This is a genomic window from Myroides sp. 1354 (genome assembly GCF_030324495.1).
Classification (GTDB): Bacteria; Bacteroidota; Bacteroidia; order Flavobacteriales; family Flavobacteriaceae; genus Flavobacterium.
In genome coordinates, this window is the sequence record NZ_JACAGN010000001.1 from 258,836 (window position 1) to 276,733 (window position 17,898).

The following is a 17,898-nucleotide window of genomic DNA, read 5'->3' on the forward strand; positions in this document are numbered from 1 at the left end:
TTTTAATCAATAATAATAAATAAATGATATAAAAATGAATGTAATTAAGAGTATATGTTTGAAAATAGTAATTTTTGTTGCCTATTTTTCGATTGGAATTAGTTTTGCACAGGTAGCGGAGTATCAGATTCGAACGATTGCTTTTTACAATTTTGAGAATCTTTTTGATACCATACGCAATCCTAAAATTTACGATGAAGATTGGACGCCTACTGGTGCGCGGGCCTGGACCAAAGACAAGTATGAAAAGAAGATTAAGAACCTCGCTCGCGTCATTGCACAAATTGGTAGAGATGAAAATCCTAATCTTCCAGTTACTCTAATTGGCGTAGCGGAAGTGGAAAATAGAAAAGTATTGGAGGATTTAGTTCAATTGCCAGATTTACAGTTGGTTCGTTACGGGATTGTGCATTTTGATTCTCCTGATAAACGCGGTATTGATGTTGCTTTGCTATATGATCAACAGCATTTTGTAGTACTTCATACGTCCGTCCATCCCTTGTATATTTACGATCAACTACCGAGAAAAGAGAAGAAGCGGATTTTTACTCGAGATCAATTGTTGGTCTCTGGTTTATTGGACGGAGAGGAAATACACCTTATTGTCAATCATTGGCCTTCGCGAGTAGGAGGAGAAAAAGTAAGTCGTCCAAATCGAGAAGCGGCGGCGGCATTGAATCGAAAGATCATCGATTCGCTTCAACGCATCAATCCGCAAGCGAAGATTATCACCATGGGCGATATGAATGACGGACCCTTTAATTCCAGTATGAAAAAAGTGCTTCAAACACAAGGAGCAAAAGAAAAGGTAGGGGCTCAAGGATTGTTTAATCCGATGGAAAAAATGGGAAAACAAGGCTATGGCACATTAGCGTATCGAGATGCTTGGGATATTTTTGATCAAATTGTCATGACCCAAGCGTTTTTATTAGATAAATACAATGGGTGGACCTATTGGAAAACCCGTATTTTTCAAAAGCCGTTTATGATTCAATCTACGGGACAGTACAAAGGGTATCCGTTGAGAAATAGTACTAGTGAACCTGGTTTTAGTGACCATTTTCCGGTTTACATCTGCTTGTTGCGCAAACGATGAGCAAAAAAAGAGGTAACTGCTGCTACCTCTCTTTTTTTATTGAAACAATTGTTCCATAATTTCTTGTCCGTATACTTGGGATATTTGTTGTACAAAGGATTCAAAACTAAAACTAGCTTCTTGATTGGCTTTGTCTGAAATGGTGCGAATGACGCTACAAGGGATATTGTATTCATAACAGATTTGGGCCACAGCAGCTCCTTCCATCTCAACACATAGTACTTGGGGAAGGGCCTGTTGTAAATTTTCCTTTTGCTGATCCGTAGAGAAAAATTGATCGCCGCTGGCAATCGTTCCAAAATATACTTTAGGTTGCTTAATCGCAAATTTATCCAATTCATCAGCGGAAATTTTCGCACAAAGTACTTCAGGAGAAAGGAAACGCTCAATTTGTTGAATGACTTGAGTTGAACGTGTCGTATTGGTTTCGAAATACGTCTTTTGGAGTAAGGGGATTTCGTATTTTGGGCGCAATGGAGATACATCCATATCATATTGGATTAAATCCCGTGCAACCACTACATCACCCACTTCAATATGAGGAGCAATTCCTCCAGCAACGCCAATAAAGATAATTTCGCTTACGTTGAAACGCAACAGTAAGGCCGATGCTGTAGCAGAAGCAGCAACTTTGCCAATGCGAGAATAAACAACCACGACGTTCTGCTTGCCCAATCGCCCTTGATAATAGGTGCGATTGCCAATCGTAATTGCAGTTTTCTCTTCTAAAATCGCGATAATGCCATCTACTTCTTGGGGTATGGCCCCCATGATTCCTATAATCTGTTCCTCCATGTTGAATTGTGTATTTGAGCATCAAAAGTAGAAATAATTGTTCAATATACAGGGAACAATCGCCCATCTACAGTTGAATGATTGTAATGCAATGCGAGTAGCAGTTGGTATTAACTGTTTTTTTTAGCTAATAAAATAACGATCTGCAACTTATTTCTTTTTTTTACTCAGAAAGAGAGAATTGTTTGTCGTAAAAAAATCTTGAATCGGCCTATAAAAAAATAGTATCTTTACAACGAAAAGTGAGAAAATAATTCCTTCCTTTTGCGGAGGATTAATATATAAATACATAAAGATATAAATGGCTTGTACAAATTGTTCAACGAAGACAGATAGTAATGGCGTACCCAGAGGGTGTCAGAGTAACGGAACATGCGGAACAGATAGCTGTAATAAATTAGCAGTTTTTGATTGGTTGTCAAATATGGTTTATCCAAATTCAGACAGCATCTTTGATATAGTTGAGGTTCGATTTAAGAACGGAAGAAAAGATTTTTATCGTTATCCTAGTGGAATGACTGTAGCAATGGGAGATATCGTTGCAACAGAAACATCTCCAGGACACGATGTCGGTATTGTTTCTCTTGTAGGTGAACTGGTTAAGGTTCAGATGAAAAAGAAAAAAGCAGATCCAGAGGGAGAAATCTTAAAAATCTACCGTAAAGCAACCCAAAAAGATATTGATATTTGGCAGGAAGTTCGCGAAAAAGAGGAACCTGTTCGAATGAGAGCAAGAGAAATTGCCATCAACTTAAATTTAGAAATGAAAATTTCAGATGTTGAGTTTCAGGGAGATGGATCAAAAGCTACCTTTTATTACACCGCTAGTGAGCGTGTTGATTTTAGACAGTTAATTAAAGAATTCGCAAGAGAATTTAGTATTCGAATTGAAATGAAACAGGTTGGTTTCCGACAAGAGGCAGCTCGTTTAGGAGGTGTTGGATCTTGTGGAAGAGAGCTGTGTTGTTCGACTTGGTTAACGGATTTCCGCAGTGTAAATACAGCAGCAGCACGTTACCAACAATTGTCGCTAAATCCACAAAAGTTAGCAGGGCAATGTGGTAAACTGAAATGTTGTTTAAATTTTGAATTAGATACGTATTTAGAGGCATTAAAAGATATGCCTGATTCAGATACGAAGTTAATGACTGTAAAAGGAATTGCTTTTTGTCAGAAAATAGATATTTTCAAAGGGCAAATGTGGTTTGCTTATGCAAATAACTCTGCCAATTGGTACGTATTGACGACGGAGCAGGTAAAGGAGATTTTGGAATTAAACGCACAGAATGAAAAAGGAAACGAGCTTGAAAGTTATAGCGAGGAAGTTCCTTCAGATAAAGATCAGTTCCAAAATGCGATAGAGCAAGATAGTGTCACGCGTTTTGATCAACCAAAACGCAGAAAAAAGAATACGAAATCGAAAGGTAAACCTGGAGATCGAGAGGGTAATGCATCGTCAAAAGGCGGAGAGGAGAAAGAAGCTTCCAATGCAAGAGATGATAGAAAACGCAAACCTAGAACCAAACCGACTAGAAATGCAGATGGCAAGGATAGACCAGTAGGTAAGGAGGAAAATCGAAAATCAGAAGATCGAAAAGAAAGATCAGAGGTAAAAGCAGAAGGCAGACCACAGCGCAAACCAGAAGATCGAAAAGAAAGATCGGAAGGAAAGGCAGAGGGTAGACCAGAACGCAAACCAAGAGATCGAAATGAAAAATCAGAAGGTAAACCAGCAGGGAGATCGGATAAAAAAATAGAAAATAGAGAGCCTAAATCAGGGAATGAACAAGGAACTGAAGAAAATAAAGGCAAGAATCAAAAGCCGAAATCCAATAAACCAAAGCAAAGAAAACCTCGACCGACAAACCCAAATACAAACCCAACAAATAAGCAAGACGGTGAAAATAAATAGTCTTTATTTAGCATTGAGTCTTTTGTTATGCTTGTTTATAAGCTGTAAACACGATAACAAAGTCGTTTTTGATGAGTACCAACCTACAAAGGGGACCTGGGAAAAAAATGATGTAAAAACCTTTGTTTGGGATGTGCAAGATACGTTGACCCCTCATAATTTGTTTATGAACGTGCGAGTGAATAACGATTATCCGTACAGTAATATGTTTGTGGTTTTTAAAATCTACAAACCCAGTGCGGCAATTGTTATTGATACCATTCAATTTCAAATGGCAGACCCCAATGGGGCACTCCTAGGAAGTGGATTTTCAGATGTGAAAGAGAGTAAATTATGGTTGAAACAAAACTATACATTTGACGAGACAGGAAAATATAAATTAACACTAGAGCAAGCCGTTAGAGCACTTGGCGATGTGGAAGGTGTCCCAGCCTTACAAGGCGTAAGCGAAGTTGGATTTAGAATCGAAAAAGCAGAATAAGTTTTTTAAAGTTGTATGAAAAACAAAAAACAAACGAATAAAAATGCCACAGATTTCAAAAAGTATGTTTCTACTTTTTGGATGGCCTTTTTGGGATTAGGTGTGGCGATTGTATTATTTTTCCTTTGTGCTTCTTGGGGCGTTTTTGGAGCAATGCCAACGTTTGATGAGTTGGAAAATCCATCAAGCAATGTGGCAACCGAAATTATCTCTTCGGATGGAAAGACCATTGGAAAATTCTATTTAGAAAATCGCGTTCCAGTAAAGTATGAGGACTTACCTCCTCATCTGGTACAGGCCTTAATTGCAACGGAGGATGAGCGTTTTTACGGACACTCTGGAATTGATGCTAGAGGAACTTTACGCGCCGTAACTTCAGTGGGAAGTAGCGGGGGAGCGAGTACAATTACGCAACAGTTGGCTAAATTGTTGTTTCACGGAGAAGGCTCTCGAAACTTAGCTAAGCGTATTGCGCAAAAAGCAAAAGAATGGGTGATTGCTGTTAAATTAGAACGTCAATATACCAAAGAGGAAATCCTGACGATGTATTTAAACAAAGCGGATTTTGTCAATAATGCGGTTGGGATTCGCTCAGCAGCTAAAGTGTATTTAGGAAAAGAACCGAAAGATTTAACCATTGATGAAGCGGCGATGTTGGTGGGGATGCTTCAAAATCCAGCTTATTTCAACCCTGTGCGCAGACCTGAATTAGTGCAAAAAAGACGTAATGTTGTCTTGCATCAAATGGCAAAGAACGAATTCATCACCAAAGAAGAAAGTCTTCGCATGCAAGAACTTCCTTTGTCTTTACACTTTACACCTGAAAGTCACAGAGAGGGAATCGCTACGTATTTTAGAGAATATTTACGCGATTATATGCGTCGTTGGGTGAAAGAAAATCCGAAAAAAGACGGAACAACTTACGATATTTATAGAGATGGATTGAAAATCTATGTTTCTATAGATTCACGTATGCAAAAATATGCAGAAGAGGCGGTGCAAGAACACATCAGTAATTTACAAGAAGAGTTCTTCATTTCGCAAAAAAACAATAAAAATGCACCGTTCTACAATATTACAGATAAAGAAACAGAGGCGATTATCAATCGTGCAATGAAAACGTCTGAACGTTGGCGCCAGATGAAAGAACAAGGAAAATCGGATGAGGAAATCTTGAATTCTTTCAAAGTAAAAACGGAAATGCGCATCTTTTCTTGGAAAGGAGAGATTGATACGGTGATGACACCGAGAGACTCTATTCTCTATTACAAACATTTCTTACAAACAGGATTGATGTCTATGGAACCACAAACAGGTCATATTAAGGCTTGGGTAGGTGGAATTAACTATAAGCATTTCCAATATGATCACGTTGGACAAGGGGCAAGACAAGTAGGTTCAGTATTTAAACCCTTTGTATATGCAACGGCTATTGAACAATTGCATTATTCTCCTTGTGATTCGATTATTGATTCACCTTTTACGATGCCTAAAGGTAGATATGGAATTAGTCAAGATTGGTCTCCTCAAAACTCGAATAGAAGTTATAAGGGAATCATGACGCTGAAACAAGCTTTAGCAGGATCAGTGAATACCGTAACGGCTAAATTGATGGATAAAGTAGGACCTAAAGCAGTTGTGAATATGACTAGAGATTTAGGGGTATCTGCTGATATACCACAGAGTCCAGCGATTGCACTTGGTGCAGTGGATATTACAGTAAGCGATATGGTGGCGGCTTATAGTACGTTTGCTAACCAAGGAATTTACGTAAAACCAGTGTTTGTGACTCGAATTGAAGATAAAAACGGAGTGATTTTATTCAATGCAGTACCAGAAACAAAAGATGTATTGAGTAAGGACGTTGCGTATACCGTAATAAAATTACTTGAAGGTGTAACTGAAAGTGGTTCTGGGGTGCGTTTGAGAACAACTTGGCAAGGACCAGGATACAAACGCGTAACCGGTCACCCATATAAATTTACAAACCCAATTGCTGGTAAAACAGGAACAACACAGAATAATAGTGACGGTTGGTTTATTGGAATGGTTCCAAACCTCGCCACAGGTGTTTGGGTGGGTAATGATGATCGTGCAGCTCACTTTAAAGCTATGTTATATGGACAAGGAGCAACGATGGCTCTACCTGTTTGGGGCTTGTTTATGAATAAATGTTATGCAGATAAAACACTACATGTTTCTAAATCTGCCTTCGAAGTTCCTGAGGGATTATCCATCCGAGTGGATTGTACGAAGATTGTACAAGATACGATAACGGAAGATGAAGGACTAGACACAAATGAATTTGACTTCTAATATTGAAAACGCCTTTTTTTAAAGGCGTTTTTTTTATACTTTAGAGCAGTTAATTAAACCAAAGATTATGATAAACAAAAAAGTAGCTAATGTTCAGGAAGCATTAGCTGATGTTCAAGATAATATGACGATAATGCTTGGTGGTTTTGGATTGTGTGGAATACCTGAAAACTCAATCGCAGAGCTTGTTCGCAAGAATACAAAAGGCTTAACGTGTATTTCTAATAATGCAGGTGTAGATGATTTTGGTCTAGGTTTGTTGTTGCAAAAACACCAAATTGACAAGATGATCTCGTCTTATGTAGGTGAAAATGCAGAGTTTGAACGTCAAATGTTATCTGGAGAACTCAATGTAGAGTTAACTCCACAAGGAACTTTAGCAGAAAAATGTAGAGCTGCTAAGATGGGAATTCCCGCTTTCTTCACTCCAGCTGGGTATGGAACTGAAGTAGCTGAAGGAAAAGAAGTACGTGTTTTCAATGGAAAACCTCATATCTTAGAAGAAGCATTCGATGCAGATTTTGCTATTGTAAAAGCGTGGAAAGGCGATGAAGCAGGGAACTTAATCTTTAAGGGAACAGCGAGAAATTTTAATGAGTGTATGGCTGGTGCTGGAAAAATTACGGTTGCTGAGGTAGAAGAATTAGTGCCAATCGGAACGTTAGATCCCAACGAAATTCACGTACCTGGTATTTTTGTAAAGCGTATTTTTCAAGGAGAAAAATATGAAAAGAGAATTGAACAACGCACTGTTCGTCAAAGAAAGTAACCAACCGTTTAAAGAGAAATTATGTTAGATAAAGTAGGTATTGCAAAGCGAATTGCAAAAGAATTACAAGATGGATTTTTTGTAAACCTAGGTATTGGAATCCCAACACTTGTGGCTAATTATGTACCAGAAGGAATGAATGTCGATTTTCAAAGTGAAAATGGCGTTTTAGGAATGGGACCATTCCCTTTTGAAGGTGAAGAAGATGCGGACTTAATTAACGCAGGAAAACAAACGATAACCACTTTACCAGGGGCATCTTTCTTTGATTCGTCAACGAGTTTTGGAATGATCAGAGGAAAACATGTGGATTTAACTATTTTAGGAGCAATGGAAGTTTCTGAAAATGGAGATATCGCAAACTGGAAAATTCCAGGTAAAATGGTAAAAGGAATGGGTGGAGCAATGGATTTAGTTGCTTCAGCAGAAAATATCATCGTCGCAATGATGCACGTGAATAAAGCAGGTGAATCAAAAATATTGAAACAATGTTCGTTGCCGTTAACGGGTGTAGGATGTGTGAAAAAGATTGTAACGGAATTGGCTGTTTTAGAGGTTACTTCTAAAGGGATTAAACTAATAGAAAGAGCGCCAGGGGTTTCGGTTGAAGATATCATCAAAGCAACAGAAGTAGAGCTAATTATTGAAGGAGATATTCCAGAAATGATACTAGATTAAATAGAAAAGGAGGTTTTTTAACCTCCTTTTTTTATAGTGTTTGGTAGTTGAGACCCGTTTGTTGTACAATTTTATGTCCTGTAATCTTGCGATGTGTTTTCCAATCGTTCTCTCCCAATGGAGGTAGGGTTAAACCCATTTCTTCTGCTTCTTTGGTATAATAATCGAATCGGCTCTTGTAATGAGGGGAGACCAAATTGAACACCTCATTCGCTTTAAATCCTTGTGCAATTATAGCTGCTGTAAATTGGACGATGTCGTGAATGTGAATCATATTAACGGGCAAATCGGGGTTGTCTAGGATACCGCGATTGACAATATAACGTACGGGCTTGCGATCAGGACCGAATAATCCGCCCAAACGCATAATACAGCTCTTAATTCCATCGGCTTGAAGTAATACCTGCTCCGCGGCTAATATCTGTCTGCTGGTCGGATCATGGCTATAGGCCATACTTTGTTCTGTTACCTCTTGTTCGTTAGGAGCATAAACCGAAACAGAGCTCATCATGATGACATGTTGTATATCATGTTGCTGAAGATAGGGAACTAATCGCTTAAAACTTTGAGCATATAAATCGCTCTCTTCTCCTCGTATCGGAGGAATAGTAACGACCAACAAGTCTAAATCAGTAAGGAAAGAATGCATTTGCCCTTCATCTAAGTCCTGTAAATTTACAAGATAAGGGTCAATGTTTACTGCTCGTAATTCGGGTAGCTTAGCCTCACTTGTTGTAGATCCTTTGATGCTGTATTGTTTCTCTTGAAGGTATTGGTTGAGATGTAAACCCAACCAACCACAACCGAGTATTCCTATCGTTTTCATTTGACTTATCTTTTAATTAAATGCTAAAAGTAATCAATTCCTTTGGGGGAGTGAATTTATCTAGTGATATTTGAAAATATAAATTTCAGTAGACATGAAAAAATTCGCATGGTCCATGATGACTTTGTTTCTTGTAGGAGGAAGTTTTTCCTTACAAGCACAAGAAATAGAAAAGCAATTGGTGATAGAAGAAAGAAAAAATGACGCTCAAAAAGAAGAGAGTCCTTATGTTATTTTAGTTTCTTTGGATGGTTTTCGCTATGATTATATTGAGAAACACAACGCACAGTTTTTAGCCAAATTTGCAGATTTAGGAACGAAAGCGGAGTCGTTAATTCCGTCGTATCCTTCCGTTACTTTTCCCAATCATTATTCTATTGTAACGGGAATGTATCCCGGGCATCACGGTTTGGTAGGAAATACGATGTATGATCGATCAACAGGGGATCGCTACTCTTTGGGTAATGCTAAAGCTGTGACTGATGCAAAATGGTATGGAGGAACACCACTATGGGTATTGGCAGAGCAACAAGGGATGTTGAGCGCATGTTATTATTGGCCTGGATCTGAGGCGCCAATTCAAAAGGTATTACCGACTTATTACTATAAATATTCCGAAAAAACGAGTATTGATGATCGCTTGGTTCAAGTGAAAGAGTGGTTGAAACTACCTGCAGAAAAAAGACCGCATTTTATTACGTTCTATATGCCAGAGGTGGATCACGCAGGGCATCAGTTTGGCCCAGATGCTGAAGAAACAGCCAAAGCAGTACAGTATGTGGATGAGGCTATGGAAAAATTGTATACGATAGTACAAGATTCTGGATTGCCAATTAATTTGATCATTGTGTCTGATCATGGGATGTTGGAATTAGATCAAAAAACGCTATTAAAGTTGCCTTTTGAAGTAGATGAAAAAGAGATGGCAGTAGCGTCTAATGGAACTTATGTTAGTTTGTTTATCAAAGATCCAAAAAAGATAAAAACCTGGTATGAAAAAATTGTGAAATCGATTGACCCTCAATTGATGGAGGTGCATGTAAAAGATGCGTTACCTCAAGAATATCATTTTGGAACGAAAGATGATCGCCATAATCGAGTAGGGGATATTGTTCTTACTGCAAAAGCACCTTATTATTTCACCAACAGACCGTTGGCGGGAAGTCATGGTTTTGATCCAGCAAAAGTAAAAGAAATGCATGCTTTATTTATGGCTGTTGGTCCAAATATCCGCGAAAACAATAAGATACAATCCTTTGAGAATGTACACATTTATCCGATGATTGCGGAAATCTTAGGATTATCTGTTAATGAAAAGGAAATTGACGGAAAAAGAGAAATCACTAAAATAATATTGAAGTAATTTACTTCTAGTAAAATAAAAAAACTCGATCATTTAGATCGAGTTTTTTTGTTTTTAGAATTGATAACCAAAACCTAAGTTGAGGTATATGTTGTGCATGGAAAAGGAAATATCTTCGAAGTCTTTTTTAAACAATCGATTTGCGCCATAGCTTACATCACTAAAAAGCCTAAAATGACTATTTAAATTCCATTCTCCACCTGCTTGAAAGCCCCATTGAAAACGATTTAGATCATCAGAATAGTCAAAATCAGCTGAAGCATCATCATTAAATTCAACTTTTAAACCTGTTGGAGCGTTCTCGCGTAAGTAACCGTTTGAAACATTTCCTGTAAAATTACGATCAATTAAACCAGATAAAAAGATTCCGCCATATAAGTTCCAATTTTCAGATAAGTTATACACGGCTGAAATAGGAAAGGTTAAATACGTATTGCTTACATTGGTGTGAACATCTCCTGTGAAGTAACCTCTACTTGGGCCTTTAGCAGAATTGACTTCTATTAAGTAATTTTTTACACGTGCATCTGTTTTCATCCCTTTCTCTTCAAATCGAACTCCTAGTCGAACTCCCCATTGTTGGTTCACCCATTTTGTTGCATTAGCTTCAAAACCAGTTTGTAAACCTGGGTTGTAACTTTTTACGCTGCGAATCTCGCGGGGTAATCCTAGGGGAGCTGACCCTCCAATACTAAATTGAGCTTTTACTTGGTAATCCATGTTTTGTGTAAAAAAAGCTTGAAATGTAGAGGATGGTTTCTCTTGTGCCTCTTGTGCGTATAGGGTTGTTCCTAGTACAAAGAACAAATACCCAGAAATGATATATTTAAAATTCATTAGTTTCTTTCATTAGTTGTTTATCTCTTGATCGGTTAACACTTCAATTTCATCTATTGAGAGTCGACTTCCAATTGCTCCATTGTATTTATCTCCTTCAAGACTAGAGGTTAGAACGATAGCTAACATATATTCATCATCAGGATTATATGCTCTACCTGCAATAGTGATAAAAGGCAATTCGAAATAGGTCCATTGCTCTGTTTCGATGCGATCTTCCGGTTTGATTCTTGCATAAGAGAGAATACGCGGATCATCTTGTGGATTGTCAATGAATCTAAAATCATGTGTTGCCTTTAGATAATCATTAGGAGAATCTTTTTTAAAGTAGATAGCATAAATGTCAAAGGTATCTTCCGTTAGATTACTTTGTCCGTCTTTACTGTGTATTTCGAATTTTTCTCCTTTTTTGTATTTGAAATATCCCGTTAATTTGGTTGGTGCTTTCTCCCAATTGGTTCCGAATCGAGGTGATTCTTCTGGTTTTGTAATATTAGTCTCAAATTTTCCAGTAAAAAGGTTTCCTGCAGCTATAGCAGCAAAAGCTTGTCCCATTTTTCCTGTTTTTTGTGTCTCTAATCGAACTCCTTGACCTATTTTTCCTTGAGGTTCAATGGTTGTAATCATGTGATCTTTGTCTGGTCTGTTTTGTGGATCCGTCAAGAAACTGAGATAAAATCCAGAATTACCGCTATCCCATATTTTAGCTTCCTTATCACCATCAACTTCTATCCATTCATAAAACCCACCATTTGAAAATATACGGGTATTTTCGAATGAAAATGTACTAGATATTTCAGCCGTATAAACACTAATTTTATATGTTTTGGAGTAGGCACCATTCTGTGAAGTTACGGTGTAAAATTGTGGATTTGTGAAATCTCGAATTGTCCCACTGGCAGGATTTATTGTAGCGCCTTCGGTCAATGTGAATTCAGGAGCCAGTTGTGTAATATCTGCATACCCGTTTACATAGAATGTAACGAAATCATTTTCAATTTCTACAGGTAGTTTTATAAGGTTCTCTGGAATTTTAGCCGTTACAATATCCGCCTCTGTATTTAACGCTTCATCTTTGATACAAGATGAAAAAAATAACCCCATCAAAAGGGTTAAAAGAAAGAAGTATGTATTTCTCATCATTGAAATTGGTGTTTATTACTGTTTATGTCATGTAATCATAATAATTACATCACCTTGAATTTACAAATTTACGTTATAATGTTGAGAATACGCGTTTTTTGCATTTCAGTCGGCTAGATTGTGATTTGGAATGCTTAAAGTGAATAAAAATGTTGAATTATTTTACTTGTATTAAGATAAAAGAGTGTTTTTTTGATAAAAAGTAGTTGAGCCTGGATACAAAAAAACTATAGTCGATGGACTATAGTCTATAGGGTAAAGTGGATGAGGTCGTTCTTTAAAATTGATACCCAAAACCAAAGTTTAAGTAAATGCTATACATGTTGAACGTAATGGCTTCGAAGTCTTTTTTAAATAAACCATTGAGCCCCCAATTTAGGTCTGAAAATAAACGCAACTGGCTATTGACTTTATACTCAAAGCCCACTTCAGCTCCCCATTGAAAGCGATTTAAATCTGAGGAGAAATCATATTCACCTTTGGCGTCTTCTTCAAATTCAATTGGTGTACCTATGGGATTGCCTTCGCGTAATACACCTTCGTATACATAGCCCGTAAAGTCTCCATCGATTAAGCCTGATAAATAGAAACCACCGTAAACGTTCCATTTTTCGTTGACGTTATAGACAGCAAGTACAGGGAAGGTGATATAGGAGTTCTTCATTTTGGTTTTTACATTGCCTGTAAAATAACCTTTGGTCTGTTTGCCTTCTTCACCGTCAATTTGGGTGTAATAGTTTTTTACACGGGCATCTGTTTTCATGCCGCGCCCTTCAAACCGCAATCCAGTTCGCACTCCCCAAATTTGATCATCGGACAACCATTTGGTTGCGTTGACTTCTAGTCCCAATTGCAAGGTAGGATTGTAACTGTTGATCTCTCTAATCTGTGCCGGTATTCCCAAGGGAGTACTTCCGCCAATGCTAAATTGCGCACGGGCTTGATAGTCCGTGTTCTTGGTGAAAAAATCCGTAAAATCCGAAGTGTTTCTATGCTTCGTAGTTAGAGTATCTATAGATTGTGCTTCTGCGTTATAGGGTAAAATGAATAAACCTACTAATAGCAAAAATAAAGCGGTGATTTTATTCTTTTTCATAAACTAATTCTATTTCATCAACTAAAAGTGTACTTCCAACAGCTCCTTTAAATGCTGCTCCATCAATACTAGAGGTCATGACAATGGCAAGCATATAATCTTTGTTTGGATCGTAAGTTTTTCCCGGAATTAACTCAAACGGAATTGAAAACGTACTCCAGGTAGTTGTTTCCTTGCGATCTTTTTCTTGAATACGCGCAATAGCAACATTGCGAGGATCGGAAAAGTTGTGATCTCCAGTTAAGTAATTGTCTTTTTTCTGTAGTTCAAAAATGATGGCATAAACGTCAAACGAGTCTTTAGCACCAGGTACTTCCTTATAGTTTTCGTCCGTTACAACATTTCCAGCAGTGTATTTGTAGACTCCTCTTAGGGTTTGTGGTAATGCCCCAGCATAAGGAAGTCCAAAACGAGTAGATTTTAGCGTATTAAAGGGGTTGAGTTTAAATTGACCGAGAAACAAGTTTCCTGCGGCAATGGGATTTCCCGTTGCTGCTGCGAAACTCGAGGTGTATACCGTTTGCATCTTAACGGATAATCCTCCTTTGCGGCCTGGTGCCACTGTGGTTGGATAGGCTTCTGCAGGCGTAGAACCCGCAATCGTAGCATAGCCTTGATTACCACTGTCCCAATCGTAAATTTTTTCTCCATTAGAGCCAATTTCATAAAAGCGATAGTAACGATCTCGATCGGTTAATTCAGCATTGTTGAAATCGTAATAGGTGCTCAATTCATCACTGGTAAAACTAACCAAGTATTTCTTTTGCCAACGTTTATCTTGGGCCGTGATGGTGACTTCTTGTGCGGTGGTAAAATTTCGCGTCACCCCATTTGGAGGATCCATTGTTGCATTTTGTGAAATAATAAAAAAGGGCGATTGACGCTCTAAATCCACATTGGATTTGACCCTAAATTCAACAGAAGTATTGGTGATAATTGGATCCATTTTGAGGTATTCGCTTGGTATATAGGCTTCTAATATGTCTGCATTGGTATCTAATTCCTCTTCTTTGATACAACTACTACACAGTAAGCTAAGTCCTAATAAATAGATAGAAACACGGTGTTTCATAAGTATATTTTATTAATTATTGACGTATTTACAACTTTCTTGCCAGAATTACTGGCTTTTTGTTAATGTTTTTCTAAGACGGAAGGTAGTGTATTTTTGTTTAGCTCAAGCTTTTGGTTCTTAATTTTTTAAGGTCAAACGAAAAGAATAAGAGAGTCGTTCGAAATCAAAGGATTAAGTTTGATTAACGAAGGAGCCAAAAATAAAAGGAGTGGCAAATATTTCTTTTGATAATAGTATATTTGTTTGGTTGTAAATCGTCTGTATGAAAATCAAACCTTTCGTTTATTTGTTGCTTTTACTGGTTACGAGTCTAAGCGCTCAGGAGAATCACAAGTGGAATAGTTATTTCTCTTATACCGAAGTAGTCGCTCTTGCTAAAGGGCGTGATGTCGTTTTTGGGGCAACCCCATCTGCCTTGTTGCGCTTTTCTGTGAATCAGAATAGGATTGAAGTGTATAATTCAATTAGTGGATTAAAAACCAATCAGATTACAGCTTTGCATTTTAGTGAGGTGCATCAAAAACTATTGGTGGGAAATGAAGACGGAAGTTTGCTGGTTTTTGATCTGAAAAATGATCGCATACGCACTATATCCGATATTAAGAATAAGCCTTCGCTCCAAGTTTTTGAGCGTAGAATTAATGCTTTTTTAGAGGTGAAAGGACAAGTGTATATCGCAACAAATTATGGAATTAGCGCCTTTAATTTGAATGATAATACGTTTGGAGATAGTTATTATATCGGTGCAAATGGCAAGAATAGTATCGTAAGGGACTTAGTTGCAACTAATCTCGATTTGTTAGCCATTACTGCAGAAGGAATTAAGCAAATTGAATTGGAAAATCCCAATAAAGTGGATTTTAGACAATGGAATAGTTGGGAAGTAGGAGTGAATTGGCAACGAGGTTATGCTGTGGCTGATAAGATTTTTTTGAGTACAAAAGAAGATGCTACCGTTTATCAGTTAGTTCAGCCGAATCAGGTGGTGGATGTAGTTAAAGCTTCTGAACCAGTCGTTAAATTCAATGCAAATGAACAGGGGCAATTAATGGTGATAACCTCTACAAAAGTTTTGACCTTGCAAGGGGGAAATCAATTGGTAGAAACCCTACAGCATAGCAATATTGTTGATGCTGTTGAGGTGAATGATACGTATTATTATGCTAGCAGTTCCCAAGGTCTTTTTCAAATGAAAAAAACAGGAAGTAGAGAATCCTTATCTCCTGACGGACCAGAGTCAAATCGCGTGTTTTCTCTTTTGACTACACGGGAAGGCACTTGGTTTATTAGCGGTGGATATGACAAAAATACTTATAATCCCTATGTGCCTACCTTAGCAGCTAAAGGATTGAGTTACTTTAATAAGAAAAACGGATGGCAACTTCTTCCTTTTGGGAGGTTGAAGGATGCACGTGCCTTAACGTACGCAACATTGAATCCTAAAAATAATAAAGAGCTTTATGTTGGGTCTTATCATTCCGGACTGCTGCAGATTAAATGGAAAAACAACAACATTCAAGAGAGTGAAGTGGAGGTGTTTAACCACGAAAATACGGGAGCTACAGGATTAGAAAATATGGAAATCGATCCAAACGATCCTGCCTTCCCTCCAGGATATGCAACGGTCCGCGTGAATGGCGTTGTGTTTGATAAACAAGGGAAACTATGGGTAACAAATAATTTTGTGTCGAGTGCACTAAAGGTGATGGATGCCAATCAAAAATGGCAGTCGTATTATTCTACATATGGGATGTTTGACTATAAACGAGGAAACTACGGGCGTTTAGTTATCGATAAAAATGAAACCAAATGGATTCCGTCTTTACAAGATGGATTGACTGCCTTTAATGAAACTAAGAATAATCGAATGGCTAGATTAAATGTAGATTTAGGAAATCTTCCTTCAGATAATGTAAGTGCTTTAGCCTTAGATAAAAACAATCAATTGTGGATTGGAACGGACAAAGGACTGCGCGTGATTCAAAACGTCAATCAGTTTTTGCAAACCACAAGTTTAAAACCGATCAATATTGTAATTGAAGAAAACGGAATCGCAGAAGAACTATTCTATCAACAGTATATTACTAAGATAGAGGTAGATGGAGCCAATCAAAAATGGGTGGCAATTGCTGATGCAGGGGTATTCTTAGTTTCTTCTACAGGAAAGGAAATTGTATTTCATTTTACGAAAGACAATTCGCCTTTACCGAGTAATACGATAAATGATATTGCCGTGGATCCCGTATCGGGAGAGGTATTCTTTGCTACAGATTTGGGCGTGGTTTCCTTTATGGCGGATACTTCTGAAGGACAAGAGACTAATAGCTCTTTTTATGCTTATCCGAATCCCGTTCGACCAGAATATTTAGGTGAAGTTCGCATTGTAGGCTTGATGGATCGATCTGTGGTGAAAATTACAGACATTGAAGGAAATTTAGTTTTTGAAACAACTTCCAATGGAGGAACAGTCGTGTGGGATACTCATGCGTTTAACGGGAAGCGAGTTGCTTCAGGTGTGTATTTGATTATGGTATCTTCGGCAGATCATGCCAATACTAAGGTTAAGAAATTGATGATTATTCGTTAATGGTTATACAAACAAAAGCCATTGTATTACAGGCTATAAAATATCAAGATAAAAGTTTAATAGTGAAATGCTTAACCAAGGAAGTGGGCATTCAGACTTTTTTTGTGCGCAACGCTTTTGCTAAAGGGAAAAGTGCGCAGAAGATTGCGTATTTCCAACCGTTGATGCTGTTGGATATTTCGTTTACGTTCAAGAACAAAGGAGGAATGGAATATTTCAAGGAAATCAGAGTAGATCAGGTTTATCACAGCATTTACTATGATTTCTCTAAAAATAGCATTGCACTCTTCGTTAGCGAAATGCTCAGTATGATTGTCAGTGAGCAAGAGCGCGATGAACAGTTTTACTCTTTTATTGAAACAGCTTTACTTTGGTTAGATACACATGATGAAACGGCTAATTTTCATTTGTTACTTCTAGTTGAATTGACGAAATATCTTGGGTTCTATCCCGATGTATCCGAAGCGGACTGTCATTATTTTGATTGGTATGAAGGTGTGTTTACAGATATTCACGTGGCTCATTGTTTTGATGCAGAGGAAACTTTTTTGTTTAAACGCTTGTTAGAATTAGGGTTCGAATCCGATCAAAAAGTATTCTCTTCTCGTGATCGAAAAACACTTTTAGCCCTATTGATGAAATATTATGAAGTGCATTTTACAGCCTTTAAAAAACCAAAGTCATTGGAGATTTTGAAAGAGGTATTTGCGTGAGGTTTGCTCGTTGTGAGGTTTGCTCGTTGTGAGGTTTGCTCGTTGTGAGGTTTGCTCGTTGTGAGGTTTGTTCGTTGTGAGGTTTGTTCGTTGTGAGGTTTGCTCGTTGTGAGGTTTGCTCATCGCCTCATCATCCCACCATCTCTCCGTCTCGCCAAAAAAACAACCATCCAATCTCAAAAAAAACAAAAACCAGTTAATTTTTGCTCTT

The 17,898-nt window shown here is 37.8% G+C and carries 15 protein-coding genes; 9 read left to right on the forward strand and 6 right to left on the reverse strand.

What is annotated here, in order from left to right:
- Positions 1–34: 34 nt before the first annotated feature.
- On the forward strand, positions 35–1,096 hold the full coding sequence (locus HX004_RS01130) for an endonuclease/exonuclease/phosphatase family protein (RefSeq protein WP_286440485.1): 1,062 nt from the start codon (positions 35–37) through the stop codon (positions 1,094–1,096).
- Positions 1,097–1,132: 36 nt separating this feature from the next.
- Here the strand turns inward: HX004_RS01130 and HX004_RS01135 are convergent, their stop codons facing one another.
- Positions 1,133–1,891, reverse strand: coding sequence for a 5'-methylthioadenosine/adenosylhomocysteine nucleosidase (locus tag HX004_RS01135; protein ID WP_286440486.1), 759 nt, complete (start codon positions 1,889–1,891; stop codon positions 1,133–1,135).
- Between the two features lie 301 nt (positions 1,892–2,192).
- Between HX004_RS01135 and HX004_RS01140 the strand changes: the two genes are divergently transcribed.
- The 5 genes from HX004_RS01140 (at position 2,193) to HX004_RS01160 (ending at position 8,047) form a co-directional block, all read left to right on the forward strand.
- The gene (locus HX004_RS01140; RefSeq protein ID WP_286440487.1) at positions 2,193–3,803 is read left to right on the forward strand and encodes a PSP1 domain-containing protein; all 1,611 of its coding nucleotides are present in this window, start codon (positions 2,193–2,195) and stop codon (positions 3,801–3,803) included.
- The gene (locus HX004_RS01145; RefSeq protein WP_286440488.1) at positions 3,790–4,284 is read left to right on the forward strand and encodes a gliding motility lipoprotein GldH; all 495 of its coding nucleotides are present in this window, start codon (positions 3,790–3,792) and stop codon (positions 4,282–4,284) included. Before HX004_RS01140 ends, HX004_RS01145 begins: the two co-directional genes overlap by 14 nt.
- Before the next feature lie 15 nt (positions 4,285–4,299).
- Positions 4,300–6,600, forward strand: coding sequence for a penicillin-binding protein 1A (locus HX004_RS01150; RefSeq protein WP_286440489.1), 2,301 nt, complete (start codon positions 4,300–4,302; stop codon positions 6,598–6,600).
- Between the two features lie 67 nt (positions 6,601–6,667).
- Complete coding sequence (locus HX004_RS01155; RefSeq protein WP_158961896.1) at positions 6,668–7,369, forward strand: CoA transferase subunit A; 702 nt, start codon at positions 6,668–6,670, stop codon at positions 7,367–7,369.
- 21 nt (positions 7,370–7,390) lie between these two features.
- A complete protein-coding gene (locus HX004_RS01160) occupies positions 7,391–8,047 on the forward strand; it encodes a CoA transferase subunit B (RefSeq protein WP_286440490.1) in 657 nt (218 codons plus the stop codon).
- Between the two features lie 31 nt (positions 8,048–8,078).
- Here HX004_RS01160 and HX004_RS01165 read toward each other — a convergent pair whose 3' ends face one another.
- Positions 8,079–8,873, reverse strand: a complete 795-nt coding sequence (locus tag HX004_RS01165; protein ID WP_286440491.1) for an NAD(P)H-binding protein — start codon at positions 8,871–8,873, stop codon at positions 8,079–8,081.
- Positions 8,874–8,967: 94 nt separating this feature from the next.
- Between HX004_RS01165 and HX004_RS01170 the strand changes: the two genes are divergently transcribed.
- A complete protein-coding gene (locus tag HX004_RS01170) occupies positions 8,968–10,236 on the forward strand; it encodes an alkaline phosphatase family protein (protein WP_286440492.1) in 1,269 nt (422 codons plus the stop codon).
- A 54-nt stretch (positions 10,237–10,290) separates the two neighbouring features.
- Here the strand turns inward: HX004_RS01170 and HX004_RS01175 are convergent, their stop codons facing one another.
- From HX004_RS01175 to HX004_RS01190, 4 genes are all read right to left on the reverse strand, one after another.
- Positions 10,291–11,073 (reverse strand): outer membrane beta-barrel protein, encoded by a 783-nt coding sequence (locus HX004_RS01175; protein WP_286440493.1) that lies wholly within the window; start codon positions 11,071–11,073, stop codon positions 10,291–10,293.
- A 12-nt stretch (positions 11,074–11,085) separates the two neighbouring features.
- The gene (locus HX004_RS01180; protein WP_286440494.1) at positions 11,086–12,216 is read right to left on the reverse strand and encodes a PCMD domain-containing protein; all 1,131 of its coding nucleotides are present in this window, start codon (positions 12,214–12,216) and stop codon (positions 11,086–11,088) included.
- A gap of 277 nt (positions 12,217–12,493) precedes the next feature.
- Complete coding sequence (locus tag HX004_RS01185; protein WP_286440495.1) at positions 12,494–13,312, reverse strand: porin family protein; 819 nt, start codon at positions 13,310–13,312, stop codon at positions 12,494–12,496.
- A complete protein-coding gene (locus tag HX004_RS01190) occupies positions 13,299–14,384 on the reverse strand; it encodes a PCMD domain-containing protein (protein ID WP_286440496.1) in 1,086 nt (361 codons plus the stop codon). The genes HX004_RS01185 and HX004_RS01190 overlap by 14 nt, the downstream gene beginning before the upstream one ends.
- Positions 14,385–14,649: 265 nt before the next feature.
- On the opposite strand from HX004_RS01190, the gene porZ reads away from it, so the two are divergent.
- Positions 14,650–16,974 (forward strand): type IX secretion system anionic LPS delivery protein PorZ, encoded by a 2,325-nt coding sequence (gene porZ / locus HX004_RS01195; RefSeq protein WP_286440497.1) that lies wholly within the window; start codon positions 14,650–14,652, stop codon positions 16,972–16,974.
- Positions 16,974–17,687: a DNA repair protein RecO gene (gene recO / locus HX004_RS01200; RefSeq protein ID WP_286440498.1), complete on the forward strand. Its 714-nt coding sequence runs from the start codon at positions 16,974–16,976 to the stop codon at positions 17,685–17,687. Before porZ ends, recO begins: the two co-directional genes overlap by 1 nt.
- Positions 17,688–17,898: the final 211 nt, after the last annotated feature.